Here is a 25,404-nt window from a genome sequence, read left to right on the forward strand (position 1 = left end):
AGATCTAGCTTTTCCATCAATTTACCAAGAAATTCACGATAGATACGTTACTTTGCTTTAATTGAACAACCGCATCCTGAGTGTCGCGATTTTAAGGTTCTTGTAGATGTATCGTCGAAGGAGACGCCCACCATGTCCAATCAACACACAGTTCCACAGAAAGAACAGACAGCCACCACGCAGATGACCACTCCCACAATCCGCCCCAGAATGCTCTGGGCACTGGTTGGTCTAATTCTTCTGCTCGGAGCGGGTGCTCAGCTCATCGGCCCCGCGGTAATTCCGCTGGGCTTTGCCTCCCTCACCATACTCCCTATGGTGTGGGGGCTTGTCGCTGGCGCGGTTGTCTCCGGTCAGCGAGTAAAGCCAATGCCCCTCGTCGCCCAGTATGCGGCCAGCACCATCATGTCGATTGCCGTGCTCCTACTCTGCGCGCGCCTCGCTTTCACCATCGGCCCTAACCTGGGGCTGCTTTTCGAGGCGGGACCGGCGCTGTTACTCCAGGAGGCCGGGCACCTCTTCGGGACGATACTCCTAGCGCTTCCGCTGGCCGTTCTTCTGAAGATGGGCCCCGCCACCATCGGAGCCACCTTCTCGATTGATCGCGAGGGATCGTTTGCCATGGTGAGCGAACGCTACGGCCCCAACTCACCGCAGTATCACGGTGTGCTCTCAATGTATGTTTTTGGTACCGTTTTTGGGGCGATTCTGATCAGCCTTTTCGCCTCGATCGCCACTTCGCTGGGCATATTTGACCCCCTCGCCCTGGCCATGGGGGCCGGTGTAGGATCGGGCTCCATGATGGCGGCCGGGGCGGCTAGCGTTGCCGCAGCGCATCCCGAACTCAGCGACCAGGTGCTAGCACTTGCCGCAACCTCGAACCTGATAACAAGCATTCTCGGAATCTACGTTGGCATGTACGTAGCGCTCCCACTGGCCGGGAAGCTCTACGGTTTCCTCACCCGGCGTTCCGTCGCCCCACGGACGACCGCCGCAGCAACCGCAACAGCACAGGCAGCCTCTCCCGTAAGAACCACACAGGCCACAGCCGAGGGCACCACCCCAAATGTCGAAGCTGCACGTTCCGCCACGGATTCCAAGACCACGAGCACCACCCCAGGAACTGAGGCCGCGCCGCCGGCTCCCTCCGCATCCGTAATCGGATTCCCCGAAAAAATGGATGTCACGATCCCCCTCTGGACAACCCTGATCGCCCTCCTTATAGTAGGCATCCCCATCTCCTCCATTGCGGCGGGGCAGTTCTCGCTACAGATCGTTGGGGGCTACCTCATCATGGCGGCCCTGGTAGCTATCGGGGTTTTGATCTCCCGAGTAAGCAGAGGTAAAGTTGCTGCAATCATCAGTGTCATCACGATCGGAGCCCTCGCCAGCAGCTCCCTCTCTCCCATTGCGGGCGTGCTGGGCGAGATGGTGGCAACCATCGACTTCCTCTCGGTCTGCACAGTGGTGCTCACCGTTGCCGGCCTCAGCCTAGGTAAGGATCTGCCGATGCTCAAGACCATCGGATGGAAAATCATCCCGGTGGGCATCGTATCAATCGCGGCCTCATATCTCCTCTCCGTCTTCATCGCCGAGTTTGCGCTCGGCTTCTGGGGCTAGGTTCACGTACATATTTACAGCCCCTGCCTCCCACACCCTATAGAAAGAGACAAAATATGCCCACCCGCGCGATCAACGTTGAAGACAGCGTGAGCAGAATAAGCGAGCGCCTCATCGAGGTAAGCCACACCATTCATCAGAACCCCGAGCTTGCGTTTGAAGAGCATCAGGCGATGGCTGTTCTTGCAGCCGAGATTCAGACACACGGTTTTACGGTAGAACGGGGCGCCTACGGCCTACCGACCGCTTTTGAGGCCGTGCGAGGAACTGGAGACTTTCGGGTGGTGATCTGCGCCGAATACGACGCCCTCCCCCAAATCGGGCACGCGTGTGGCCACAATATCATTGCCGCAGCCGGGCTCGGAGCGGCAGTCGCCCTCGGCGAGGTGGCTGAGGACTATGGGCTCACGGTGGTGCTTCTGGGCACACCGGCAGAGGAGCACGGCGGGGGAAAGGCCCTCCTACTCGAACGTGGTGCGTGGAACGGAGCCACAATCTCGCTTATGGTTCACGGCGCGGCGGGCGAAAACGACGTGAGCTGCTCGCTGGTGAACACCCAAGCGGTAGACAGGTTTGATGTCACGTACACAGGTCGAGCCGCCCATGCCGCTGCGGCCCCCCACGAGGGAATCAACGCGGGAGACGCCGCAACCGTAGCGCTGGTTGCTATCGGACTGCTCCGGCAACAGCTCCGGGACGGCATCCGCCTGGGAGCTTTTGTCGACCACGGCGGAGAGGCTACAAACATCATCCCCGCAATAACCCGATTGCGAGCCGAGGTAAGAGCATTCGACAGCGTCACGCTTGAGGATGCCAAGGAACGTATGCTGGCCTGCTTTGAGGGTGGAGCCATTGCGACGGGGTGTCAGTGGGACGTACAGCGGTCTGAGCCGAGATACGAGGAGCTTGCTCAGAATCAGGTCCTCGCGGAAATCTGGGACGATCAGCTTCGTGCTCTTGGCCGCACCGTTGTGAGCGCTCACGCTCTCACCGGTGGTTCTACCGACATGGGAAACGTATCGCAGGCAGTCCCGTCGATTCACCCCATGATTATGGTGCGGGGAGCAACGGGTGTTCCCCACACTGAACAGTTTGCCCGTGACGCCGCAACCCCGGCGGCGGATGAGGCGATGCTACACGGTGCGCTAGCCCTGGCAAAAACCGTGCTCTCCGCCGCGTCCGAACCGTCCCGGTCACAGCTCATCAAGGAGGCCGCCCGGCAGCGGGACACAAACGCACGGCAACAGGAAGCAGGATCATCGCGGCAGCAAATAAACTCACAACCAGAAGATTTTACTGGCAACCATCAGGCATGCCCTATAAAATGACAGCCGTGTATGTCTCTGCGCTTGAGCTCTTCTCCATAGGGATCGGACCGTCAAGTTCGCACACCGTGGGGCCTATGCGGGCCGCGGCGGCATTTATCGAAGAGCTTACACCCCTGGGATTACTGCCCGGGGCATCCCGGATCGTCTGCCGGCTACACGGCTCTCTTGCCGCAACGGGCGTTGGACACGGCACTCCAGATGCCGTCATCGCGGGTCTCCGACTTCTTCGCCCGGAGAGCTGCAACCCCACCGAGGTTCACGGACAGTGGGCTCTCCTTGAGCAGGGCGAAAGCGTTCTTACAAGCGGCATCCGACTCACGCGCGAAGATTTTGTTTTTGAACCGTTTGAGCGAAGCTACGGTCATCCCAACTCAATGACTCTCCAATTGTGGGATGAAACGGGTCGCATCTTTGAACGCACCTACCTCTCAATCGGCGGAGGATTTATCGCCAGGGCGGGCGAAGAAGAAAAACCGCAGGACTCTTCTCGCATCCCCCAGGCACGCTACAGCAATGCCTCGGAACTTCTTGAACTCACCATCGACACAAGCATCGCCCAGGTAGCGTTCACTGACGAGGTGGCTTTTCACGGGAATGACGCGGCAATCGCGGGTTTGGACGCCATTTGGAATGCCATGGAGTCCTGCATTCAGACTGGGCTGAAGGGCGAGGGGGTTCTCCCGGGTAGTCTCCGGGTTCCGCGTAGAGCCGCGGGGGTTATCGCCCAATTACAAGGTAAGAAGGGCACCACATCTAGCGAAAGACTGATGGCGTATGCCCTGGCCGTAAACGAAGAAAATGCGGCCGGGGGGCGCGTGGTAACAGCCCCCACAAACGGTGCGGCGGGGGTTATCCCGGCGGTGCTTTATCAATACGTCACCGAGCACAACGCAGAACCAGAGAAAATTCGTGAGTTCTTGCTCACGGCAGCCGCCATCGGCTCCATCATCAAGGCAAACGCGTCCATTTCGGGGGCTGAGGCCGGCTGCCAGGGTGAGATCGGCTCCGCCTGCTCAATGGCGGCGGCGGGACTGTGTGCCGTTCTCGGAGGAACACCGCAGCAGGTCGAAAACGCCGCAGAGATTGCAATCGAGCACCACCTGGGGCTCACCTGTGACCCGGTAGGGGGTCTGGTACAGATCCCCTGTATCGAACGCAACGCTATCGCCGCCTCAACCGCGGTTACTGCAGCCCGCATCGCACTTTTGGGAAATGGGCAGCACGTCGTCTCGCTCGACACCGTTATTGAGACTATGCGCCAGACCGGCGCCGATATGTCCTCTCGCTACAAGGAGACAAGCCAGGCGGGACTTGCGGTTAACGTTGTTGAGTGCTGAGCGACGAGGTCACCTCCGGTAGTCACCTCGGCTGCATAAAACCCTATTTCACGGTCGGACTATGCAGAACACGCTATCCCGTGCACACTGCGACGACTCACTGCGACTCGCAGCGGGGGTCGGTGTCGGGCACCGTTCCCCGCAGAAAGTAGCTCTCTACCACGTCCGCGACACACGCATTCGAGGAGCTGTAAGCGGTGTGCCCCTCACCTACGTAGGTCACCAGCACCCCGCTATCAAGCTGCTCCGATAGCGCTACCGCCCACTCGTAGGGTGTTGCGGGGTCGTTGGTCGTACCAATAACCAGGATGGGGTCGGCACCCTCGGCATGCAGTTCACCCCGCGGAGTGGTGTTTTTGTAGGGCCACTGAGCACAGCCGATATCGCCATACCCTTGGAAACGCCCGAAGGTTGGTGCTGCCGCCGCCAGTTCCGAGGCCTGGGCGCGCATCACGGAGACATCGTCGTTGTACTCGTAGTCGAGACAGTTAATCCCCATAAAGGCCTCAAACGAGTTGTCCTTGTATTTTCCATCCTCGCGACCGTGGTAAAGGTCGGCCGAGAGAAAGGCGAGGTCGGCGTTACCCGCAATTGTTGCCGTGAGAATTTGCTTGAGGGCGGGCCATGCTTCCTGACTGTAGAGCGGGGTGATGAGTGCGGTAAGCAGCGTTCCCGAGGATAGCCTGCGCCCGTCGGAGGCCGTGATCGGGTTGTTCTGCACCGAATCGAGAAGAGATCCCACCTGCGCCATTGCCTCGTCTACCGTACCGCGATAGGGGCAACCGGAGGACCCTATGCAGTCCGCGAGGAACGCCTTCATCGCGTTCTCAAAGCCGATTGTCTGTGTTTTGATCACCTCAAAGTTGCTCGTGGCGGGATCGATAGCCCCGTCGAGCACCAACCGTCCGACGTTCTGCGGGAAGAGTTCGGCGTAGTGAGCCCCAAGGTAGGTGCCGTAGGAGTAACCCAGATAATTGAGCTTGGAGTCTCCCACAACCGACCGAAGCATGTCGAGGTCGCGCGCCGCACTCACCGTGTCCACGTACTGCAGTAGCGCTCCGGTATTTGTCTGACAGGCCTCTCCCAATTCGCGGGCCGATTCGCGGGTTTCCTGAATCCACGCGTCGGTTCCCACGGGGTTATCGGCAACACCAAAAAGATACTCGTCCATACGCTGAGCATCAAAGCAGGCAACCGCGGAGGATTGTCCCACGCCCCGCGGGTCAAATCCGATCACGTCAAAAGCCTCTTGAAGGGGTTTACCTACCGCCCCGCTAATATTTTGGCTGATGTAGTCCACTCCCGAGGCTCCGGGACCGCCAGGGTTCACAAAAAGACTACCCTGTGCCGTGCCACCCAGGGCGCTCTGCCGCACGAGGGCCAGTTGAATCTTCTCCCCGGAGGGTTCTGCCCAGTTAAGCGGGGCTTCTGCCAGCGCGCACTCCATATCGTCGTCACAGGACGTCCAGGTGAGTTCCTGGCCGTAATATTCCTGCAGCTCTGCGGGTACGGAACTGTCTGCGGCGGGGGTTGATGTGCGTTCCACCGGGGCAACGCTGACGCATCCCGCCAGAAAGGTAGCAACAACACCAAACGCAACAAGGACTCCTGCGCGACTAAAGCGGGTTGGGTACATCGGGGTCCTTTCGAGACTTAGTGAACGAGTGAGCAGAGCAGTGCTTCCAGGGACAGCAGAGGGGTGACGTTGCTCGAGATTCTTTTTTGAGCGATAGCTATCTCCTCGATAAACACCAGCACATCGTCGGGTCGCATACGCTGGGCTGCGCTACGAATCTCTGTGTTAAATTCTCTGTTAATCAGCTCTTGTTTTCCACCCAATTGGATAACCAACACGTCTCGATATGCGGAGAGCAGGTCGGTGAAGATACGATCAACCCCGTCGCGAACACTGCGGGTTGCGCGTCTTTTTTGGTCTTCTTCTAATTGCCTCACCTGTGACCGGAGGGCCGGGGGGATAGCCGCGCCGGGCGTCACCCCCAGGTTACGCAGCGTTTCCTCGCGCTCTCGTTCGTCTCGCTCTGCCGAGACGGCTTTGGAGTCTTCGACGGCGATGTCGCTGAGTTGGCGCGCAACCTGCATGGCATCGGCCACACCGCGAATCCCAAATACGCGTGAGAGGGTTTGTTCTCGGCGCTGCCGAGCCTCTTCGTTGGTGGCCAAGCGACGGGCCATCCCGATGTGGCTCTGTGCCTGGCGCGCGCTCCGCTCTGCGGTTTCTGCGTCGATGCCGTGTGTTTCAACCAGGAGCCTGGCCACATCGTTCACTGCGGGAACCCGGAGTCGGACACTGCGCACCCGCGAACGAATGGTTGGTATCACATCGGCTTCACTCGGAGCGCAGAGAATCCACACGGTGCGGGCGGGCGGTTCTTCAAGGGCTTTGAGCAGCACATTTGAGGTGCGCTCCGGCATACGATCCGCGTCTTCTATAACCATGACTCGGTAGCGACCGACCGAGGGAGAAAAATGAGAGCTGGTTACGAGCGAACGCACATCCTCAATGCTGATGATAACCTTTTCGCTCGTGAGTGTGCCCAGGTCGGGATGCGTTCTGGCCTTTACCTGTGCGGTGGTGAACTCAATATCCGCAGGGCCTCTGGAGAGCAGCGCCGCTGCAAAGGCAAAGGCCAGGTTAGAGCGTCCAGACCCTGCGGGTCCGGTGACGAGCCAGGCGTGTGTCATCCCGTCAGAATCGTCGTGGGAACCAATCAATTCAGACTCCGCCGCTTTTTGTAGAACGCGGACAGCGTCGTCTTGGCCCACCAGTCCCCGCCATACGCTCATCTCTTTAGACTACCCGTCACGTTCCGGGGAGAACACGGAAAACGGATTTTCCTCTCGTGATTGTTCATGACCGAAGAAGAGGCTCGACCCTCTCCCGGATTTTTTGTGCAATGTTTTTGATGGGGAGGCCTGCGTCAATCGTGAGAAACCGCCGGGGATGGGCCGCCGCACGGGCACGGTAGGCCGCCCTAACCCTCTCGTGAAATTCAAGTTTTTCCGATTCCAAACGGTCAAGAGCGGCACCGGTGTTGGTGATTCGTTGACGCCCCACGGAGGGGTCTAAGTCGAGCAGGACTGTCAGGTCGGGAACCAGTCCACGAGCCGCCCACAATGAGAGCTTTTCAATCTCTTCGGCCTCAAGAACCCGACCCGCGCCCTGGTATGCCACGGAAGAATCGATATAGCGATCCTGAATCACAATCTCACCCCGCTCAAGTGCGGGCTGCACCAGCGTTTCGATGTGGTGTGCACGATCCGCTGCATAAAGGAGGGCTTCCGCACGGGGGGAAACGTCCCCCTCTCGGTGCAGAAGAATCTGACGAATCTCAAGCCCCAGATCTGTGCCGCCCGGTTCCCGAGTGAGCAGCACGGTTCTGCCCCGTTGCGTCACCCACTCACCGAGAAGGCGCGCCTGGGTTGATTTACCGCTCGCGTCCCCTCCCTCAAACGTGATAAACACTCCGGTCACTCTGCGCTTCCCTCCACATCAGCTTTTTTTGTTGCTGGCTTTTTTGTGGTGGAGGTCTTTGTGCCAGCGGTTTTTGCGGCACTCGCCTTTGTCGTGGTCTTCTTTGCCGGAGATGCTTTTGCCGCCGTCGCCTTTTTGGCGGTGGTGGCCTTTGCCGCGGCTGTTTTTGTAGCCGTTGTTTTTGCCGCCGGTTTCTTAGCCGTGGTCTTTTTTGCCACCGCTTTTTTTGCCCGGGGTTTTGCCGGACCTTTAGCACGCTTAATCTCTAACAGTTCAACGGCACGTTCAAAAGTAATACCATCGACGTCATCGCCCCGGGGAATGGTGGCATTGGTTTCACCGTCGGTGACGTAAGGGCCAAAACGACCGTCTTTCACCTTGATTGGTTTACCGCTCACCGGGTCCGCCTCGAATTCTTTGAGCGCGCTGGAAGCCTTGCGTGCACCATATTTGGGCTGCGAGAAGAGTTCAAGCGCCCCGGGCAGATCAATGCTGAGGATGGCGTCTTCATTGGGAAGAGAACGAGTATCGGTTCCTTTTTTAAGGTAGGCACCGTAACGACCGTTTTGAGCGGTGATGTCCTCACCGCTCTCGGGGTCTTGACCTACCGTTCGAGGCAGATTAAGCAGGGTGAGTGCTGTCTCCAGATCGATAGTTTCTAAATCCATGGATTTAAACAGCGATGCGGTGCGCGGTTTGGGAGCCGTTTTGCTCTTTTTAGCGGGCGCCTCCTCAGGTTCTGGTTCGACCTCGGTGATGTAGGGGCCAAAGCGTCCGTCTTTGGCCACTATATTTTTGCCCGTTTCTGGGTTAACCCCAATCACGCGGTCCACGACCACGGGTGCGTCCACCAGTTCTTGGGCTTTGGCCGCGGTAAGCTCATCGGGAGCAAGGCCCTCGGGAATGTTCACGCGGCGAAGGGCCACGCTCCCCTCCTCGGTAAGGGTACCGTTCTCATCGGGAACTTCAAGGTAGGGACCGTATTTTCCAATACGAAGCGTGATGGTGTCGGTTACAGCAATTGAGTTGATCGCTCGGGCATCAATCTCACCCAGGTTATCAACAATGCTTCGAAGCCCCGGATGTTCTTCGTTACCAAAGTAAAAACCGTTTAGCCACTCGTTACGATCCTCAGAGCCAGCCGCGATACGGTCTAGATCGTTCTCCATGGTGGCGGTGAAATCGTACTGCACGAGTTCCGTAAAGTGCTCTTCGAGGAGCCGCACCACCGAAAAGGCGATCCAGCTGGGCACAAGCGCCTCGCCTCGCTTACTCACATAACCACGATCCATAATGGTTGAAAGGATTGCGGTGTACGTTGAGGGCCGTCCTATACCCAGCTCTTCGAGCTTTTTTGTGAGGCTGGCCTCCGTGTAGCGAGGTTTGGGAAGGGTGTCGTGTCCCTTTGCCTCGATCTCTGCGAGAACGAGTTTCTGGCCCGTCTCAAGAACGGGAAGCTTTTCGTCAGAACCGGAAGAGACCGCGTGCCTTTTTTCATCGGTGCCCTCTTCGTAGGCGAGCAAAAATCCACGGAACGTAATAACAGTTCCGCTCGCTGTAAACTCGGCGGTTTTTTTCTCAGAGGTGGGGCCCGCAGCAACCGTAACTGTTGCCGTGGAACCTTTGGCGTCCGCCATCTGCGAGGCAACCGTTCGCTTCCAGATCAGCTCGTATAGCTTAAGCTCGTTTCCGGTGAGTGATGATGCTGCCTCAGAGGGGGAACGGAACGTCTCCCCGGCGGGGCGAATTGCCTCGTGAGCCTCCTGTGCTCCCTTGCTTTTACCCTTATAAAGACGCGGGGCCTCGGGAACGGTTTCTGCTCCGTAAAGCTTAGCGGCCTGCGTTCTCGCGGCATTAATAGCCTGAGCAGAAAGGGAGGGAGAGTCCGTACGCATATAGGTGATAAACCCACGTTCGTAAAGAGCCTGCGCGGTTGACATGGTTTGACGCGACGTAAATCTGAGCTTACGGGATGCTTCCTGCTGAAGTGTCGACGTGGTGAAGGGAGCGGCGGGACGCCGCGAGTAGGGTTTGGTCTCGAGAGAGGTAACCGCTATGGGAACCTGCTCCTCGCGAAGCTGATCCACCAGTTCCGTCGCAGCGGTCTCGGTGAGGGAGACAACACCCGCTTCGGATGCCTTTTTGGTGAGTTCCCCCCGGTCATCGTAGTCTCGCCCGGTGGCAATAGGGCGACCGTCAAGACGTACCAGCCGCGCAGAGAATGTGTCATCCACACCGTCACGCGCCGTGTCAAACATACCCGTGAGATCCCAGTAGTTTGCGGAAACAAACGCTAGTCTTTCGCGCTCGCGATCAACAACAAGCCGTGTCGCCGCTGACTGTACTCGCCCGGCAGAAAGCCTCGGCGCAACTTTGCGCCACAGGACGGGCGAAAGATCGTATCCGTAGAGGCGATCGAGAATACGGCGAGTCTCTTGCGCATCTACGAGCGAGAGATCAATATCACGCGTGTTCTTCTTTGCGTATTCGATAGCCTCCTGAGTGATCTCGTGGAAGACCATGCGGCGTACCGGAACTTTGGGTTTGAGAACCTCTAGGAGGTGCCACGCAATTGCTTCACCCTCGCGGTCTTCATCAGTTGCGAGCCACACCTCATCCGCGGCCTTCAGCGCCCGCTTCAGTTCGGAAACCGTTTTCTTTTTATTTTCCGCGACAACATAGTACGGGCTGAAGTTATTCTCAATGTCCACGGCAAACTTACCAAACGGACCTTTTTTCATGTCTGCCGGAAGCTCAGACGGCTCAGCCAAATCACGAATGTGACCGACCGAAGCGACAACCTCATACTCGTCACCCAGGTAGGCCCCAATGGTTTTTGCCTTGGTGGGTGACTCGACAATCACCAACTTCTTCGTGCTCGGCACGCGACTCCTTACTCATAAGCTATGTGAGCGATATTAGTCTCACACAAAACAACACTGGCGGTTACACCCCGCGCTTCACACATAGGAAAAACGCACGGCCCTAGCCGACACATTACACAGTTTCGGTGGAAACATACTCATTTTCTGTGATTTTACAAAGGATGCGGAGGACCGGCGTTGGCCGATACCCGAACCGTAATTCCCATAATGTAGCGAGAAACCGAAACATGAACGTGAAATCCGTCAACAGTACAGCTCTCTATTGTGGCACGATTCCTGATCGCTATCTGCGCAGCACTCTCGCAGGGACTACCGAACACAAACCCCGCCGCCACATCCGCAGCTGCAAGAGCGGCGTTATCTGCGGTACCAGCGACCTGACGATGTGTAACAAAAAGCGCATGAGTCATAACAAAAGCCCCCGTGAGCAGCGTAACAGCAAGAACTATTGCGATAGCAACTACGGATGCCCCACCCTCCTCTCTCACGAATAAAATTCGCATAAGCCTCTCCCTAAAACAAAACACCGTTTTAGCCAGGCCCTCACCTCGTGCTTTTCTCAATCCGTCACAGACTTTATTCGGGCCAGGCAAGAGCACACGCTCGAGCAAAAATGATCACAGAGTTTAACGGGGGAGAGTCAAACCCGGGAGCACTAAGCTCCACGCACACAAAGCCTGATTCACGACTCTGCTGCACAGAGACATCACCCCCTATCGCAGCGAGTCGTCGAGTGATCAAAGTTGGGTCGTCGTGGCGGGCCAGGAGCCGCGCAACATCCGCCGCAGCGTCTGTGAGCCGAACCTGACTTGCGATGAGTGCCACCACGGCTAAGCAAATACCCAGAACAGCAATTGCCACAGGCAGGACAATCGCAAACTCAGCCGTAACGCTACCTCGATCTGATGGCACACCGATCGTTCGAAGGCTTACCACACGAGCACTCTCTCAGCCAGCCGAGTTAAGCGCCCGTGTAACCAGGTCTGTCAATAAGTTTTTAATCGCGTTGCCTTTGAGAATTACCACCAGCAAACCCGCAAAACCCACCGCAGCCATGATCACCACCGCATACTCGGCAGTTGCAGCTCCGGCCTCATCGCGTAACAGTTCTTGCCAATGCTTGCGAACGGCACGGACAATCGCTCTTACACGGTGGGTACTATTCTGTGGCGCCAACTTGTCGGCTGCCCCGACGTCCTGCACGGTGGCAGAACTTTCACAGACACCCCTACTGGGATGGTCAAAATGTGGTGAAGGAAAAGGAAGAAGTGACACGTTAACCCCGGCTCTCTGGAGAGGCTCTCTCTATCAGAATTGGCAAATGTAAGAAGATCGGGCACAAGTTCTTAGGTTCTATTCTGCTAGCCAATCCCCGACGAATAAACGACGGACCACAAGTCTCTGGATAACTCGCAGGCTCTGCACCATGTGGAGGAGCATCGAGAGAAAGCCAGAGCGTGCCAAACCCGCTAAACAACCACCGACACGATGGAGAGTATGAGGGGTACCACACCCAGAAGAACAAAAGCCGGCAGCGTACACACTCCCAGCGGCAACATAAGCCTCACCGCCAATTGAGCGGCCAGCCGTGAACCCTCTGAGCGCTTTTCTGCCCGCACCAGATCGGCATCAGCGTGCACGAGATCTGAGGCAGGGATACCCGCGGTCGTCGCCAAATCTAACGAACGCTGAGCTCGCGATAATTCGTCATGCTCTTCCACATCACAGCGTTCTATAGTATCTGCCACGAGCATCTGTGAACGCTCCAACGAGCCCCCTCCGCTCACCGCCAATGCAATGAGATCGAGCACCAAACCGGGAGTGTGACACCGAGGCTCGGCACGCCGAACCAGGCCCGCACTCCACAGAACAGCCACGAGGCTCAGGATCACCCCCAGGACCCCACAGGCGATACCAAACCCGGTGCCAATGAGTATTCCCACAGAGTTAAAACCCAACAGTGTACTCATTCCCAGACTTGCTACGGGAAGAACAGCCATAAGACCGGCGGTGGAACGGGGCGCTGCGAGCGCCGCACGAACAGCCCTTCTATGAGAGCTGTTATCGTCGTAACTACGGGCAAGGCGCGTGAGGCAGGTGGCAAGGGGTGCTCCACACTCCTGGGCTACCGTGAGCGTGGCGGCAAGTCCTAGCCAGGATGCGTAGGCTGCACCAGAGGGGGCACCCCGCACTGCAACTACACCCCCGTAGCGCATCATAAAGTGGTGTTTCACAGAGGCACGCATCGCTTCGGCGATATCGTTTCCCACCCGAGCGGCATCATCACAATCCCTGATAATGGAAAGCGCACGAGGGGAAAGATCGCCCGCTCCCGGCACGTGTTCCCAGACACGAGAAGCCGGTAGCCCGGCACTCACCATAACGGCGATGCGACGCACAATTGTAACCACCTCGTGCGCCTCCTCGGTGTCTTTCAACCTACGTCGCACTGAGCTTTGAGCCTTCAAATCGATATTCCCTCACACCGAGAACACCCGTCTCATCACAAAAGAAACTGCCAATTCCGCTAATACTGCGTACACCGCCGGTGCGTTCTAGCTGAACCACCAGGTGAATCGCACTCACCACCTGGCGAGCAAGCGTATGAGGGAGAAAACCGGCAACCGCCCCCAGGGCCTCAAGCCGGGCTGGAACATCGGCAAGTGAGTTTGCGTGAAGGGTACCCGCCCCGCCATCGTGTCCAGTGTTAAGGGCCGAGAGCAACTCCCGTAACTCTGGCCCCCGGCACTCACCCACAACAATGCGGTCCGGTCTCATTCGCAGAGCCTCTCGCACGAGTTGGTCAAGGCCCAGACCACCCGCACCCTCTAGATTTTTTTGCCGCGCCTCCAGGGAAACGCAGTGGGGATGGTGGATGTTCAGCTCTGCCACATCTTCGATGGTGATGATGCGCTCCACCGCTGGAACACAACCCATCAGAGCGGCCAGTAGCGTGGTTTTCCCACACCCGCCGGCACCGGTAATCAAAATATTTTGTCGATTCTGAATGGCTCGAAGCAACACTGCACGTACAGCCTCCCCAAACATACCGGCTGTATAAAGGTCGTCCAGGCTCAAAGCGCGCTCCCGGGGAACACGGATAGAAAGCAGTGGTCCCTCACGCGCGATTGGCGGAAGCACAGCGTGGACCCGAAGCCCCCTCCCGAGCCGAACGTCAACACACGGGGTGGTCTCATCAACGTGCCGCCCACCCCGGCTAATGAGCCGCACCGCAAGACCACGCGCTTGCTCCCGATTGAGGGTGAGCGAAGACTCACGAACCGCGCCCGCTCCGCGATCAACCCACACCCCAGATCCACCGTTCACAAAGATATCTGTGACCTGGGGATCGTCTACTAAGTAAGCTAACGGTCCCAGAAGCGCTAGAAGTTCATACGAAGAAGCCACCATGGGTTTGACGATAGACCAGAGCATACCGGGCGGTCAGTGGCGGCGTCGCGTTGTGGACAAGGTGTTCTCGCACCTCGTCTGTGGAGGTGTTGTTTGTGCTGTGCACCCTCACCCGATGGTGTGACACACCACCTCAATTGCCCAAACGCACACCCGGGGTTTTAAAAGGAAGCTCAATAAGGTCACCGGGGCCGTGAACGGTCCAGGCGGGTAGTTCAGCAAGCTGAGCAAGAGTTCGGGCACGTTGTTCGCTCTGCTCCGCCCGGCGATCCGGAATAAACCGCATCCAATCGGCGTGCTGACCGCTAAACGCCGATTCGTCGTGCGTGTCAAACTCCTGAACCCTCTCCGAGACCGATTGCCGCAACAAGCACACAACCGTATTTTCCCCCGGCCCAATACTCGCGTGGAGTATCCCCCGAGGAACCCACGACCCGTTACCCAGCGCGCTCGGAAACCTCGCCCGAAACCCCGCCGGGTCAACCGCGTATTTATTGTAGGGAGAGAACTCGTGCCCCTCGGGAGCCGCCGCCGCGGAGATCCCGGCGATAGCGGACAACCCCGGATATTTCATGATGGTGGCGTATCCCAGGTGTGGATAGTCGGGCCAGCCCCGAACGCTGAGCCCCCGCTCACCCTCGGTTACGAGCGTCTTGTCACCGCTTAGAATCTGGTACCCGAAATGCTCGACCAGTTCGAGCAGGATAGTGCTTTTGCCCGCCCCCTTCGAACCGCTCACGAGCATCACCTCACCCGCGTGCGCGGCAGCCGTTGCGTGCAGGATGACCGCTCCGCGATTCTCCTGGTCCCGCAGAACAAGGTCACGGATAAGCTCCACCAGGTCAAACCATCCGTCAGACCCAATCTCAACGTCGATGTGTCTCTCGGTTTGGTCGAAGCGAAAAGTCGTTTGGGTACGGTCACAGATCACCGTCTCCGTACCGCCTATTTCTCGCCAGCGTTTCGCGGCAATTGTAAAGAATTCTCCCGCGCTCTTTCGCATGTACACGGACTCCCCCGCGCTCTCTGGTACGTCTCTTCGCAGCGGGGTCACTCGCAGGGTAGCCAAGGGGGTGCTCAGCATATCCGGCTTCTCAACCCAAAAGTGTGTGTCGAGAAAACGAAGCGTCTCACCAAGATCAACACCGGGGACAAGATGAAAACGTAAGCGAGAACTCGCATAAACCAGATCAAAAATTTCCACCCTTACTCCTCATCATTGCACCGGTTATCTTGTACAACAGTCATCTTCGATCAACGCATGATATCAAGATAGCCGTCTTCTGTTACTCCTGACCGGTGCACTCAGGGCCCAGGTGAGCTCAGCCCATAATCACTCACAGACTAGCGCTTTACCGCCAAGAAAGCGCAATAACCACCGCTTATGCCACAAAAGGAAGCAATAAAAATGTGATGGGAAGAACCAACCAAGAGCTCAATCGGTGGAGAGAAAGTAAGGGGAGGCGGTACCGGTTAGGGGCTCGGTACCGCCTCGACAACGCCGGACTTTGGGGAAATCCTAGAAAGCGTCATCTTTCTATCGCGCAAAGAATAGCGCGATTACCACCATTCTAATCATTAAGGTCAACAATCTGCTAGCGGTTCGGACAATTTTCAGCCTATTTTCATCTGTCAGTAAACCTCAAAGATATTTCCGACTCATACTTCCGTGCAATACGCCCAAAATCCGCACCCGTTATATTGCTGTCATTTTTGCCCCTATAAGCCTTTTCCCCTACCGTGCAGTCACAAACTTCGGGCTCACCCTCACGACGTGTCAATTAAAAGGTCACACACCGAACAGAATTTGCTACGCTACAGGAATCAATTAAAAATCTCACGTACAGATTGGATAACGGTGTCCCCAAACAACAAGACCCCCGGCGTTATCGAAAGCCTCCAAACCGAGGTGGAAAATTTTCCCGCGCCCCCACATTTTGTTGAAACCGCACAATTTGGTCCAGAGATTTATCAGCAGGCCACACAAAACCCCGAAGAATTTTGGGCAGAGCAGGCACGTGCACTGCACTGGCATAAGCCCTTCACCCAAACCCTTGATTGGAGCAATGCTCCCTTTGCCTCGTGGTTTGGAGACGGTGAAATCAACCTCTCATACAATTGCCTTGATCGCCATGTTCTCGCGGGTAATGGCGACCGCGTCGCCATTCACTGGGAGGGTGAACCGGGAGATACCCGCACCATCACCTACCACCAACTTCTGGGAGAGGTCAAGAAGGCCGCAAACCTACTCACCAGCCTCGGGGTCACCCGGGGAGACAGGGTCGCTATCTATCTGCCCATGATTCCCGAGGCCGTCATTGCGATGCTTGCGGTTGCGCGCATCGGAGCCATTCACTCGGTTGTTTTTGGCGGATTCAGCGCAGAAAGCCTTCGCGCCCGTATCGATGATGCCCAGGCAAAAATTATCATCACGGCTGACGGCGGGTGGCGTAAGGGCAGGGTCTCACCCCTCAAACCCGCGGTGGACGAGGCGCTTGCTCTCGCCACAGAGACTCCCCTGTCGGTAGAACACGTGCTAGTGGTACAGCGCGGAGAAAACGATATCGCCTGGGAGGAGGGCCGCGATCTCTGGTGGCACGAGGAAATCGCTCAGGTCGATGATCAGCACACCGCCCAGGGTTTTCCCGCGGAGAACCCCCTCTTTATCCTCTACACTTCCGGCACCACGGGAAAGCCCAAGGGGATCCTGCACACCTCTGGCGGCTACCTCACGCAGGCAAGCTTTACCCACCGCGCGGTGTTTGACCTTCGCCCCGAAACAGACGTGTACTGGTCAACGGCCGATATCGGCTGGGTCACCGGTCATAGCTACGTCGTCTACGGTCCGCTGAGTAACGGAGCCACCCAGGTGATGTACGAGGGCACCCCCGAAACCCCCACCTGGAGCAGGTGGTGGGAAATCGTGGAGCGCTACGGCGTCACCATCTTCTACACGGCACCAACAGCCATTCGATCCTTCATGAAGCAGGGCCGAGAGGTTGCCCTTAAACACGACCTCTCCACCATCCGCCTCCTGGGAACCGTGGGTGAGCCCATCAACCCCGAGGCGTGGCTGTGGTATCGCGAGGTTATCGGAGCGGGCACCGCTCCGATCGTGGATACCTGGTGGCAGACAGAAACCGGGGCAATCATGATCTCCCCCCTACCGGGTGTTACCGCAACCAAACCGGGCAGTGCGCAGGTGCCCATCCCCGGGATCAGCATAGATGTGGTTGACGATAACGCAGACCACGTTGGCAGGGGTAATGGCGGCCTTCTCACCGTCACTAAACCGTGGCCCAGCATGCTGCGAGGCATTTGGGGCGATCCCGAGCGTTTTATTGCTACCTACTGGCGCACATTTGGCGATAAGTATTTTGCCGGCGACGGAGCCCGTCTTGATGCCGACGGTGACATCTGGCTGATGGGTCGAGTCGATGACGTGATGAACGTCTCCGGACACCGCCTCTCCACCACGGAGATTGAATCGTCACTCGTCTCACACCCGTCGGTGGCGGAGGCCGCGGTTGTGGGGGCCCAGGACGAGGTCACGGGTCAGGCGGTGGTTGCATTTGTCATCCTCAAGAAAAACCAAACGCTCATTGGGGATTCAGACCAGGCTTCAGCCATACTCACTGCCCATGTTGGCAATCATATTGGGGCAATTGCCCGTCCCCGCCAGGTCTTTGTTGTGGGCGAGCTCCCCAAGACCCGTTCGGGAAAGATTATCCGCCGACTACTTAAAGACGTTGCCGAAGGGCGTGAGGTGGGAGACACCAGCACGCTCGCCGACACCAACATCATGCAGCTCATCACGGAGAAGCTGCGATAGACAAAAACGGTTGCTAGTCCCTTACCTCAAACACAAACTCAACCTCCACCGGGGCGTTGAGCGGAAGAACCGCTACCCCCACGGCGGATCGAGCGTGGACACCGGCATCCCCAAATATTTCTCCCAGCGCGAGAGAGGTACCGTTGATGACCCCGGGCTGCCCAAAAAAATCTGGATCTGAAGCGACAAATCCCACCACTTTAACCACGCGGATAATTTTGTCAAGATCCCCGAGAATACCCTTGGCGGCAGCAAGCCCGTTCAGGGCACAGACCTTAGCGTAGGCGTTGGCGTCTTCCGGACTCACCAGGCCCTCACCCTCACCCACCTTTCCGGCGGCTGGAAGCTCACCCTTTACAAAGGGAAGCTGCCCCGAAGTGTAAACGTAGTTCCCGGTACGCACAGCAGGCACATAAGCAGCTACCGGAGCCGCAATAGCGGGAAGTTCAAGACCCCGTTCTGCTAGGCGCTGCTCGATCACACTCATGCTTGCACCGCCTGACGCTTCATGTAGGCGACGTTACCGCCCGCAGGCCCGGCCACCACCTGAACCAGCTCCCACCCCTCGGCACCCCAGTTATTCAGGATCTGTGCCTCAGTGTGCAAAATAAGCGGAGTCACAAAATACTCCCACACGGGCGGTTTTTCTCGGTTATTATCAGGAATTTCAGTCATTATTTCTGCTCCTTAAACAGTAATCTTCGGTGATCTACGGGGTAATAATAGGGCGTTTTTCAGATTTGTCACTTATGTTTGATTCTATGATGACTTCTCCCTCCTCATATAAACGCGTTTTAAAAGGTAGAGTGAATCCCGTGAAATCTCGTACAGCCAGCGGTGCCATGGGAGGAATTCTCGGGTTTGTATCAATGAGCGCGGTGGCCGGAGTGCTGGTTACAGCCTCCGTTGTTCCCGTGGTTGCCCTCAGTAGCAGCGGAGCCGACAGCGTGGTGTCAATTTTTGACAATCTGCCTGAAAATATGCAGTTCGGTCAGCTCGCTCAGGCATCCACGCTGTATGCAAAACAGGGTGAGGACTACATTCCCTTCGCCACATTCTTCGACCAGGATCGTATTGAGGTCGGCGCCGAACAAATCCCTCAGGCGGCTAAAGATGCTGCGATCGCGGTGGAGGACCCCCGCTTTTTTGAACACGGCGGCGTTGACATGATCTCGATGTCCAGGGCTCTCGTCACAAACGCCCTGGGTGTAGGCAAGGTGAGTGGGGCTTCAACCATCACCATGCAGGTGGTGAAGAATATCCTGGTGCAGCGTGCCGAGGGAGAAACCGATGAAGAAGTACGAGCCGCAGCGTACAAAGACGCCACCCGCAACGACGCTGATCGCAAGCTTAAAGAGATGAAGCTCGCGATTGGTCTTGAAAAAAACTACTCTAAAGACGAAATCCTTCAGCAATACCTCAACATCGCCCTCTTTGGGCGCCGCGTTTACGGCATTGAGGCTGCAGCGCAATATTACTATGGCATACCGGCGGCGCAACTCAGTCTGGAGCAATCAGCAACGCTGATAAGCATAGTAAATAACCCGGAGAATCTTCGGATCGATAGGGAAGAAAATCTTCCACAAAGCACCGAGCGTCGAAATAACGTTCTCGCAGCCATGCTCACAAACGAGAAGATAACCCAGGAAGAGTACGATGCGGCAGTGGCTACCCCCATCGTCCCTAACCTCCACCCAAGAACCAGCGGTTGTATGGCGGCCGGGGGACTTGCGTTCTTCTGCGACTACGTTACTCGAGTCATTAAAAATGACCCCAAGTTTGGTAATTCGCAGGACGAGCGGATTTTCAACTTCAGCCGAGGCGGCTTGGACGTATACACAACCATTGATCTTGAGTTGCAGGGCGCGGCCGAGCAAAGCGTGCAGAGTCGGATCCCCGCAACTATGCCGGGGATTGATCTTGGTGCAACCGCGGTAACCACCGATAATCAGACCGGAAATATTCTCGCCATGACGCAGAACAGACCGTTCAACGATATAGAGGAACTTCCGGATCACACCGCAATTAACTACAATACGGATCGTCTCTACGGGGGTTCCAGCGGTTTCCAATCGGGCTCAACCTACAAAGCGTTCACACTCGCGGAGTGGATCAAACAGGGCTACTCGCTCAACGAAGTTGTCAATGTCAGCCCCCGAGAAGTAAATATGGCGCGTTACAAAAACCGCTGTATGCCGGGAGGCGTAGCGGGTGGTGGCAAGTTTAAATTTGACAACGCCACCAACACACGGGGCAACAGGACCGTTTTGAACGCCACCGAGCAGTCCATCAACGGTGGTTATATGAGCATGGCTGAGCGGCTCGACATCTGTGACATCACTGAGCTTGCCCAAAGTATGGGTGTTCACCGCGCCGCTCCCTTCCCCAACCGTGGAGAGAGCCTTGACCTCGAGAACAACCTCTCCTCCATCTTCAGTGGTACCGACGAAGTTGCTCCGATGACAATGGCCCTCGCCTACGGTGGCTTTGCCGCCGAAGGTAAGGTGTGCCAGCCCAACTCAATTGAACGTATCGTTGATTCTTCGGGCAAGGAGAAAGACTTCACTCGCGGAACCTGTTCCCAAGCCATCGACCCCCCGGTCGCTGCGGGCGTTGCCTACGCTCTGGAAAGCGGCGTGCACAACGGGCTCTCACGGGCAGCCCGCAGTAGTTTGGGCACCCCGCACCTCGCCAAGACCGGAACCACCGACGACTACGTTGACAACTGGCTCGTGGGCTCAAGCACTAAGGTATCCACCGCAGTTTGGGTAGGAAACGTGAGCGGTAAGGTTGATACTCGCAACTTCCGGGGAGTGGAAAATGCTAAAAACCTTATCTGGCCGGACATTATGAACGTTGCCGATCGAAAGTATGGCGGCGAAGCTTTCCCCCAACCCACTAGCTCAAGCAGAACAAGGACAGCGGTAACGATTCCCGACACGGTAGGAAAAACCTACGAGGAGGCGGCTGCTCTCCTAACGCCCCTCGGGTTTACCGTGGCCGATGGTGGGGAAACCGACTCCAACCAGCCGCAGGGAAGGGTCGCGGGAACAACACCGGCGGCAGGCACAAGCGCTCCCGAAAACTCCACCGTGACCATTCTACGAAGTAACGCGATGCTGACAGAGATTCCAACGCTCTACAACAGGTGGGATCGCAGTAGTCAAGAATTGCGAAACGCGGGCTTCACCACACCGCCTAATGCCCGCTGTGACGTTGAGGGCGGCACGCTTCCACAGAACGAGAACGAGCGCACCCTTGTAAGTTCAGAGCCCGCCCAGGGACAACTTGCACGAAAAGACAGTCAGATAACCTTTATCGTGAGCTGTCAATAGTGACCGGTTCGGAGTCTCGTCGCAGCTCTTCCCTCGCTACCACAATCCTCAAAGGTGCCCTGGTAGCGGGGGCTGCCGCTTTTGTGTGGGGAACCGTTATTGAGCGGCAACTTTTTACCCTGCGCAGAATTAACATGCCGGTTCTTCCAGAGGGTCGCACTCCCATACGAATACTTCACCTTTCGGATCTTCACTTAGCCCCCTGGCAGTTTCGTAAGCAGCGCTGGGTGCGTAGCCTCGCCACTCTCGCGCCAGATCTCGTAGTAACCACCGGGGACAACATGGGGCATGAGGAAGCCCTGTTTGCCCTCAAGCACACCCTGGAGCCTTTCGAGAATACCCCGGGCGTTTTTGTACACGGTTCAAACGACTACTACAAGCCCATGATCAAAAGCCCCCTGCGTTACCTGCGTAAACCGAGTCAGCGAAGCATGAAAAACCCCACGCTCCCCATCGCTCCCCTCAATAACTTTTTTGAAGATTCTCTGGGGTGGGTATCCCTCAATAACTCCGCCGTTCGACTCTCAATCTTAGACAGCACGCTGGAGCTATTTGGACTGAATGATCCACACATCGGGTACGACAGGCCAGACGATATGCGATCGGCGCTTCACACGCTGCGCGGAGAATCCGCAGATGAAGATCCACAGGTGAGCCGAATTGGCGTCGTGCACGCCCCCTACCAGAAAGCTCTCAACACACTTGTTGATTCGGGAGCTTCTGCCCTAATTGCAGGTCACACCCACGGCGGACAGGTGTGTATCCCCGGATACGGGGCCCTCACCACAAACTGTGATCTGCCCCGAGAACAGGCCAAGGGGTTGTCTCTCTGGCATCACAAACAGCGCGCCGCTTTCCTCACGGTAAGCGCCGGGCTGGGACACTCAATCTATGCACCCGTCCGCTTTGCCTGCCGCCCCGAGGCAACGCTCATCACCCTCGTTCCGGCAGCCGTTTAGACTATCGAGAGTTACGTTCCGCCACGATCTCCGCGATCTGCACGGCGTTCAGTGCCGCCCCCTTGCGCAGATTGTCGTTCGAGACGAAGAAGGCCAAACCGTTTCCGTCCGCCGTCGACTGGTCTTCCCGAATACGACCCACATAGCTGGAATCCTGCCCCGCAGCCCCCAGGGGCGTGGGAACCTCACTCAGCCTTACACCGGGAGCGGAGCGCAGCAGCTCTGTTGCCTGCTCAGCAGAGAACGGCTTTGCAAACTCGGCGTTGACCGAAAGAGAGTGTCCGGTAAACACGGGAACACGAACGCATGTCCCCGATACTCGAAGGTCGGGAATCCCCAGGATACGACGACTCTCGTAGCGGAGTTTCTTTTCCTCATCGGTCTCGCCGAGGCCATCATCCACAATCGAACCGGCCAGGGGCAACACGTTAAACGCGATGGGCTTAGCGTATTTAACCGGTTCTGGGAAGTCTACAGCCGAGCCGTCATGTACAAGACACGTGAGGTCTCCCTGGGAAACCGCTGCCTGTACCTGCTGTGCAAGTTCTTCGGCCCCGGCAAGACCGGAGCCCGAAACTGCCTGGAAGGTGGTCACAACCAGGCGAACCAACTCGGCCCTGTTGTGCAGAACACTCAATACCGGCATCATAGCCATTGTTGTGCAATTGGGGTTTGCGATGATTCCCTTAACCGCCCGATCAATCGTGTGTGGGTTAACCTCGCTCACAACGAGGGGAACCTCGGGATCCATCCGCCAGGCGCTGGAGTTATCGATGACCATTGCACCGGCCTCCGCAAACCGGGGTGCATACGCACGCGATCCCGTAGCACCCGCGGAAAAGAGAGCGATCTGAATACCGGTGGGGTCTGCGGTGGCCACATCCTCTACCACAATCTCTTTCCCCTGAAATGTGATCGTTTTTCCCGCGGAGCGGGCGGAGGCAAAAAGGCGGAGGCTCGCAACGGGAAAGTCCCGCTGCTCGAGCAGGGTCAGCATTACCGTGCCAACCTGTCCGGTGGCTCCAACAATGGCAATGTGTTGTGGTGTAGACATGGTTCCTCTATTTTCCGTACCGCTGTGGGTTCATCCGGGTAGGCCGCAGCCGGGGTGCAATTAGGTTAGCAATAAAAAAGGTGTGAGGGCGTGTTAGCGTCCGGTTCCGGCGTGAACGATAGCCACATCATCAGCGTCAAGCTCAAACGCGGCGTGCAACACGCGTGCAGCCTCGGCCAGACTATCGGCTCGGGTAACTACAGAAATACGGATTTCACTTGTTGAAATCATCTCGATGTTAATACCCGCGTCAAAGAGCGCGCGGAAAAACTTGGCCGAAACACCGGCGTTAGTGCGCATTCCCGCCCCCACCACCGCGAGCTTGCCAATCTGGTCATCGTATTGCAGACTGAGGAACTCGATGCGTTCCCTCTCGGCCTCCAGAGCATCAATCACACGGGAGCCGTCCCCGCTCGGCAGGGTGAAGGAGATATCGGTGCGCCCAGTGGCCGCAGCCGAGACATTCTGAACGATCATGTCGATGTTGGCACCGGTCTTTGCGACAATTTCAAAGATTTCGGCTGCCTTACCCGGAATATCGGATACACCAACAACCGTAATCTTGGCCTCGCCAGAGTCGGTTGCTATACCGGTGATGATGGGCTCTTCCACACTACCTCCATTCGGAATGCCGTCTTCGGGGTTGTACACGATGGTACCCTCGTTGTTGTTAAACGAGGATCGCACGTGGAGTGTTACCCCATGACGGCGAGCGTACTCAACCGCTCGAATATACAAAATCTTAGCCCCAGACGCTGCCAGTTCCAGCATCTCTTCGCTCATAATAAAATCTATTTTCCTGGCGTTGGGAACGATCCGGGGATCCGATGTGTACACGCCGTCAACATCGCTGTATATCTCGCACACATCGGCGTTAAGCGCGGCGGCCAGGGCTACAGCGGTTGTGTCGGAGCCACCCCGACCCAGGGTTGTAATATCTCCGGTGCCGCGATTAAAACCCTGGAAACCCGCAACAATTGCTATCGCACCTCGATCAAGCGCCGCACGAACCCGCTTGGGGGTAACATCCACAATACGAGCAGCACCGTGTGTGGCATCCGTGATCATACCGGCCTGGCTACCCGTAAAAGAGAGGGCCTCATGTCCCATTCCCTTAATGGCCATGGCAAGGAGCGCCATGGAGATCCTCTCCCCCGCGGTGAGAAGCATATCGAGTTCTCTGGGTGCGGGTATGGGTGAGACCGCGTGAGCCAGGTCGAGCAGATCATCCGTGGAATCGCCCATTGCAGAGATTGCAACAACAACGTCGTTACCCTGGCGGTGAGTGTCAACAATGCGCTTGGCCACGCGTTTGATGCTCTCGGCATCAGCAACCGAGGATCCGCCAAACTTCTGCACGATTAATGCCATATAGCTCTCTCCGAATGTTTCCCGCTATTGATTTTACGCCCAAAATTCAATAATACGGCACAAAAAATGCGTTGAGGTGCATACACAGGCGACTCACGTGTAACTGCATCAGATCGGTTCGCACCGAACGTGACCCGGGCTTTGCCCCGTGAGTGGTTTACACCGTGATACAGAAGCCTAATCGATACTGCGCCGTCCCTCAAAAGCGCGTCCCAGTGTGACCTCATCCGCAAATTCGAGATCACCTCCCACCGGCAAGCCGGAAGCCAACCGAGAAACCGGAACATCCATCGATTTAAACAGCCGTGAAAGATAGGCTGCGGTTGCCTCACCCTCCAGATTGGGGTCGGTTGCCAAGATTATCTCGGACACCTCAGTGTCTGCGAGACGACGCATCAGCGACGCAATGTTGAGGTTATCCGGCCCAATCCCATCGATCGGACTGATCGCACCCCCGAGCACGTGATACAGACCTCGAAACTGTAGGGTTCGTTCAATCGCCACAACATCTTTAGGCTCCTCAACAACACAGATAAGAGTGGAATCACGCCGCGGGTCACGACAAATGGAGCAGAACTCCTGTTCCGACACGTTTCCACACTGCACGCAGAATTGAACGCGTTCGCGGACGGTCGAGAGCAGCTCGGCTAGGCGGGAAACATCTGCGCTCTGCGATTGAACGATATGAAAGGTGATTCGCTGCGCAGATTTTGGCCCGATTCCAGGCAAACGCCCGAACTCCTCAATAAGGTCCTGAATAATTCCCTCGTACACCGTTC

General features: G+C 57.0%; 21 protein-coding genes. 6 read left to right on the top strand and 15 right to left on the bottom strand.

The annotated features are described in order from the left end of the window. Positions 1–132 precede the first annotated feature (132 nt). From FrondiHNR_RS11600 to FrondiHNR_RS11610, 3 genes are read left to right on the top strand one after another with little or no spacing between them, the layout of a single operon-like run. Positions 133–1,620 carry a DUF3100 domain-containing protein gene (locus FrondiHNR_RS11600; RefSeq protein WP_279352933.1) on the top strand — a complete coding sequence of 496 codons (1,488 nt, stop codon included), beginning with the start codon at positions 133–135 and terminating at the stop codon, positions 1,618–1,620. A 56-nt stretch (positions 1,621–1,676) separates the two neighbouring features. Then, a complete protein-coding gene (locus FrondiHNR_RS11605; protein WP_279352934.1) occupies positions 1,677–2,948 on the top strand; it encodes an amidohydrolase in 1,272 nt (423 codons plus the stop codon). Further along, complete coding sequence (locus tag FrondiHNR_RS11610) at positions 2,945–4,285, top strand: L-serine ammonia-lyase (RefSeq protein WP_279352935.1); 1,341 nt, start codon at positions 2,945–2,947, stop codon at positions 4,283–4,285. The genes FrondiHNR_RS11605 and FrondiHNR_RS11610 overlap by 4 nt, the downstream gene beginning before the upstream one ends. Before the next feature lie 97 nt (positions 4,286–4,382). Here FrondiHNR_RS11610 and FrondiHNR_RS11615 read toward each other — a convergent pair whose 3' ends face one another. The 10 genes from FrondiHNR_RS11615 to FrondiHNR_RS11660 all read right to left on the bottom strand — a co-directional run bounded on the left by FrondiHNR_RS11615 (position 4,383) and on the right by FrondiHNR_RS11660 (position 15,278). Next, positions 4,383–5,921 (bottom strand): alpha/beta hydrolase, encoded by a 1,539-nt coding sequence (locus tag FrondiHNR_RS11615; protein ID WP_279352936.1) that lies wholly within the window; start codon positions 5,919–5,921, stop codon positions 4,383–4,385. A 17-nt stretch (positions 5,922–5,938) separates the two neighbouring features. Beyond that, positions 5,939–7,090 (bottom strand): DNA polymerase III subunit delta', encoded by a 1,152-nt coding sequence (locus tag FrondiHNR_RS11620; protein WP_279352937.1) that lies wholly within the window; start codon positions 7,088–7,090, stop codon positions 5,939–5,941. 64 nt (positions 7,091–7,154) lie between these two features. Next, on the bottom strand, positions 7,155–7,778 hold the full coding sequence (gene tmk / locus FrondiHNR_RS11625) for a dTMP kinase (RefSeq protein ID WP_279352938.1): 624 nt from the start codon (positions 7,776–7,778) through the stop codon (positions 7,155–7,157). After that, positions 7,775–10,663, bottom strand: coding sequence for a type I DNA topoisomerase (gene topA / locus FrondiHNR_RS11630; protein WP_279352939.1), 2,889 nt, complete (start codon positions 10,661–10,663; stop codon positions 7,775–7,777). The genes tmk and topA overlap by 4 nt, the downstream gene beginning before the upstream one ends. Positions 10,664–10,815: 152 nt before the next feature. Continuing rightward, a complete protein-coding gene (locus FrondiHNR_RS11635; protein ID WP_279352940.1) occupies positions 10,816–11,166 on the bottom strand; it encodes an Rv3654c family TadE-like protein in 351 nt (116 codons plus the stop codon). 73 nt (positions 11,167–11,239) lie between these two features. Next, positions 11,240–11,575, bottom strand: coding sequence for a TadE family type IV pilus minor pilin (locus FrondiHNR_RS11640; protein WP_279352941.1), 336 nt, complete (start codon positions 11,573–11,575; stop codon positions 11,240–11,242). 36 nt (positions 11,576–11,611) lie between these two features. Further along, positions 11,612–11,938, bottom strand: a complete 327-nt coding sequence (locus FrondiHNR_RS11645; RefSeq protein ID WP_279352942.1) for a DUF4244 domain-containing protein — start codon at positions 11,936–11,938, stop codon at positions 11,612–11,614. A gap of 194 nt (positions 11,939–12,132) precedes the next feature. Then, complete coding sequence (locus FrondiHNR_RS11650) at positions 12,133–13,113, bottom strand: type II secretion system F family protein (RefSeq protein WP_279352944.1); 981 nt, start codon at positions 13,111–13,113, stop codon at positions 12,133–12,135. After that, on the bottom strand, positions 13,103–14,098 hold the full coding sequence (locus FrondiHNR_RS11655) for a TadA family conjugal transfer-associated ATPase (protein ID WP_279352945.1): 996 nt from the start codon (positions 14,096–14,098) through the stop codon (positions 13,103–13,105). The genes FrondiHNR_RS11650 and FrondiHNR_RS11655 overlap by 11 nt, the downstream gene beginning before the upstream one ends. A gap of 109 nt (positions 14,099–14,207) precedes the next feature. After that, complete coding sequence (locus FrondiHNR_RS11660) at positions 14,208–15,278, bottom strand: hypothetical protein (RefSeq protein ID WP_279352946.1); 1,071 nt, start codon at positions 15,276–15,278, stop codon at positions 14,208–14,210. Between the two features lie 654 nt (positions 15,279–15,932). Here FrondiHNR_RS11660 and acs point away from each other — a divergent pair. After that, positions 15,933–17,906: an acetate--CoA ligase gene (gene acs / locus FrondiHNR_RS11665; protein ID WP_279352947.1), complete on the top strand. Its 1,974-nt coding sequence runs from the start codon at positions 15,933–15,935 to the stop codon at positions 17,904–17,906. A gap of 13 nt (positions 17,907–17,919) precedes the next feature. On the opposite strand, the gene FrondiHNR_RS11670 is transcribed toward acs, so the two are convergent. After that, positions 17,920–18,393, bottom strand: coding sequence for a RidA family protein (locus FrondiHNR_RS11670; RefSeq protein ID WP_279352948.1), 474 nt, complete (start codon positions 18,391–18,393; stop codon positions 17,920–17,922). Further along, the gene (locus FrondiHNR_RS11675) at positions 18,390–18,581 is read right to left on the bottom strand and encodes a DUF4177 domain-containing protein (protein ID WP_279352949.1); all 192 of its coding nucleotides are present in this window, start codon (positions 18,579–18,581) and stop codon (positions 18,390–18,392) included. Before FrondiHNR_RS11675 ends, FrondiHNR_RS11670 begins: the two co-directional genes overlap by 4 nt. Positions 18,582–18,721: 140 nt before the next feature. Here FrondiHNR_RS11675 and FrondiHNR_RS11680 point away from each other — a divergent pair, with 140 nt between their 5' ends. Together FrondiHNR_RS11680 and FrondiHNR_RS11685 are read left to right on the top strand one after the other, a co-directional pair. Then, positions 18,722–21,241, top strand: coding sequence for a transglycosylase domain-containing protein (locus FrondiHNR_RS11680; RefSeq protein WP_279352950.1), 2,520 nt, complete (start codon positions 18,722–18,724; stop codon positions 21,239–21,241). A gap of 44 nt (positions 21,242–21,285) precedes the next feature. After that, positions 21,286–22,200, top strand: coding sequence for a metallophosphoesterase (locus FrondiHNR_RS11685; RefSeq protein WP_279354552.1), 915 nt, complete (start codon positions 21,286–21,288; stop codon positions 22,198–22,200). A 1-nt stretch (position 22,201) separates the two neighbouring features. Here FrondiHNR_RS11685 and FrondiHNR_RS11690 read toward each other — a convergent pair whose 3' ends face one another. From FrondiHNR_RS11690 to recR, 3 genes are all read right to left on the bottom strand, one after another. Then, a complete protein-coding gene (locus FrondiHNR_RS11690; protein WP_279352951.1) occupies positions 22,202–23,254 on the bottom strand; it encodes an aspartate-semialdehyde dehydrogenase in 1,053 nt (350 codons plus the stop codon). 93 nt (positions 23,255–23,347) lie between these two features. After that, complete coding sequence (locus tag FrondiHNR_RS11695) at positions 23,348–24,625, bottom strand: aspartate kinase (protein ID WP_279352952.1); 1,278 nt, start codon at positions 24,623–24,625, stop codon at positions 23,348–23,350. 177 nt (positions 24,626–24,802) lie between these two features. Further along, entirely contained in the window at positions 24,803–25,399 is a 597-nt protein-coding gene (recR, locus tag FrondiHNR_RS11700; protein WP_279352953.1) for a recombination mediator RecR, read from the bottom strand. Between the last annotated feature and the right edge of the window lie 5 nt (positions 25,400–25,404).

Origin of the sequence: Lysinibacter sp. HNR (assembly GCF_029760935.1) — a bacterium.
Lineage (GTDB): Bacteria > Actinomycetota > Actinomycetes > Actinomycetales > Microbacteriaceae > HNR.

Excerpts from the sequence above, each read along its gene's own strand:
- FrondiHNR_RS11695 (WP_279352952.1), bottom strand. The coding sequence starts at position 24,625 with ATGGCATTAATCGTGCAGAAGTTTGGCGGATCCTCGGTTGCTGATGCC.
- FrondiHNR_RS11635 (WP_279352940.1), bottom strand. The coding sequence starts at position 11,166 with ATGCGAATTTTATTCGTGAGAGAGGAGGGTGGGGCATCCGTAGTTGCT.
- FrondiHNR_RS11615 (WP_279352936.1), bottom strand. The coding sequence starts at position 5,921 with ATGTACCCAACCCGCTTTAGTCGCGCAGGAGTCCTTGTTGCGTTTGGT.
- FrondiHNR_RS11670 (WP_279352948.1), bottom strand. The coding sequence starts at position 18,393 with ATGAGTGTGATCGAGCAGCGCCTAGCAGAACGGGGTCTTGAACTTCCC.
- FrondiHNR_RS11675 (WP_279352949.1), bottom strand. The coding sequence starts at position 18,581 with ATGACTGAAATTCCTGATAATAACCGAGAAAAACCGCCCGTGTGGGAG.
- FrondiHNR_RS11655 (WP_279352945.1), bottom strand. The coding sequence starts at position 14,098 with ATGCTCTGGTCTATCGTCAAACCCATGGTGGCTTCTTCGTATGAACTT.
- FrondiHNR_RS11600 (WP_279352933.1), top strand. The coding sequence starts at position 133 with ATGTCCAATCAACACACAGTTCCACAGAAAGAACAGACAGCCACCACG.
- FrondiHNR_RS11605 (WP_279352934.1), top strand. The coding sequence starts at position 1,677 with ATGCCCACCCGCGCGATCAACGTTGAAGACAGCGTGAGCAGAATAAGC.
- FrondiHNR_RS11610 (WP_279352935.1), top strand. The coding sequence starts at position 2,945 with ATGACAGCCGTGTATGTCTCTGCGCTTGAGCTCTTCTCCATAGGGATC.
- FrondiHNR_RS11690 (WP_279352951.1), bottom strand. The coding sequence starts at position 23,254 with ATGTCTACACCACAACACATTGCCATTGTTGGAGCCACCGGACAGGTT.
- FrondiHNR_RS11620 (WP_279352937.1), bottom strand. The coding sequence starts at position 7,090 with ATGAGCGTATGGCGGGGACTGGTGGGCCAAGACGACGCTGTCCGCGTT.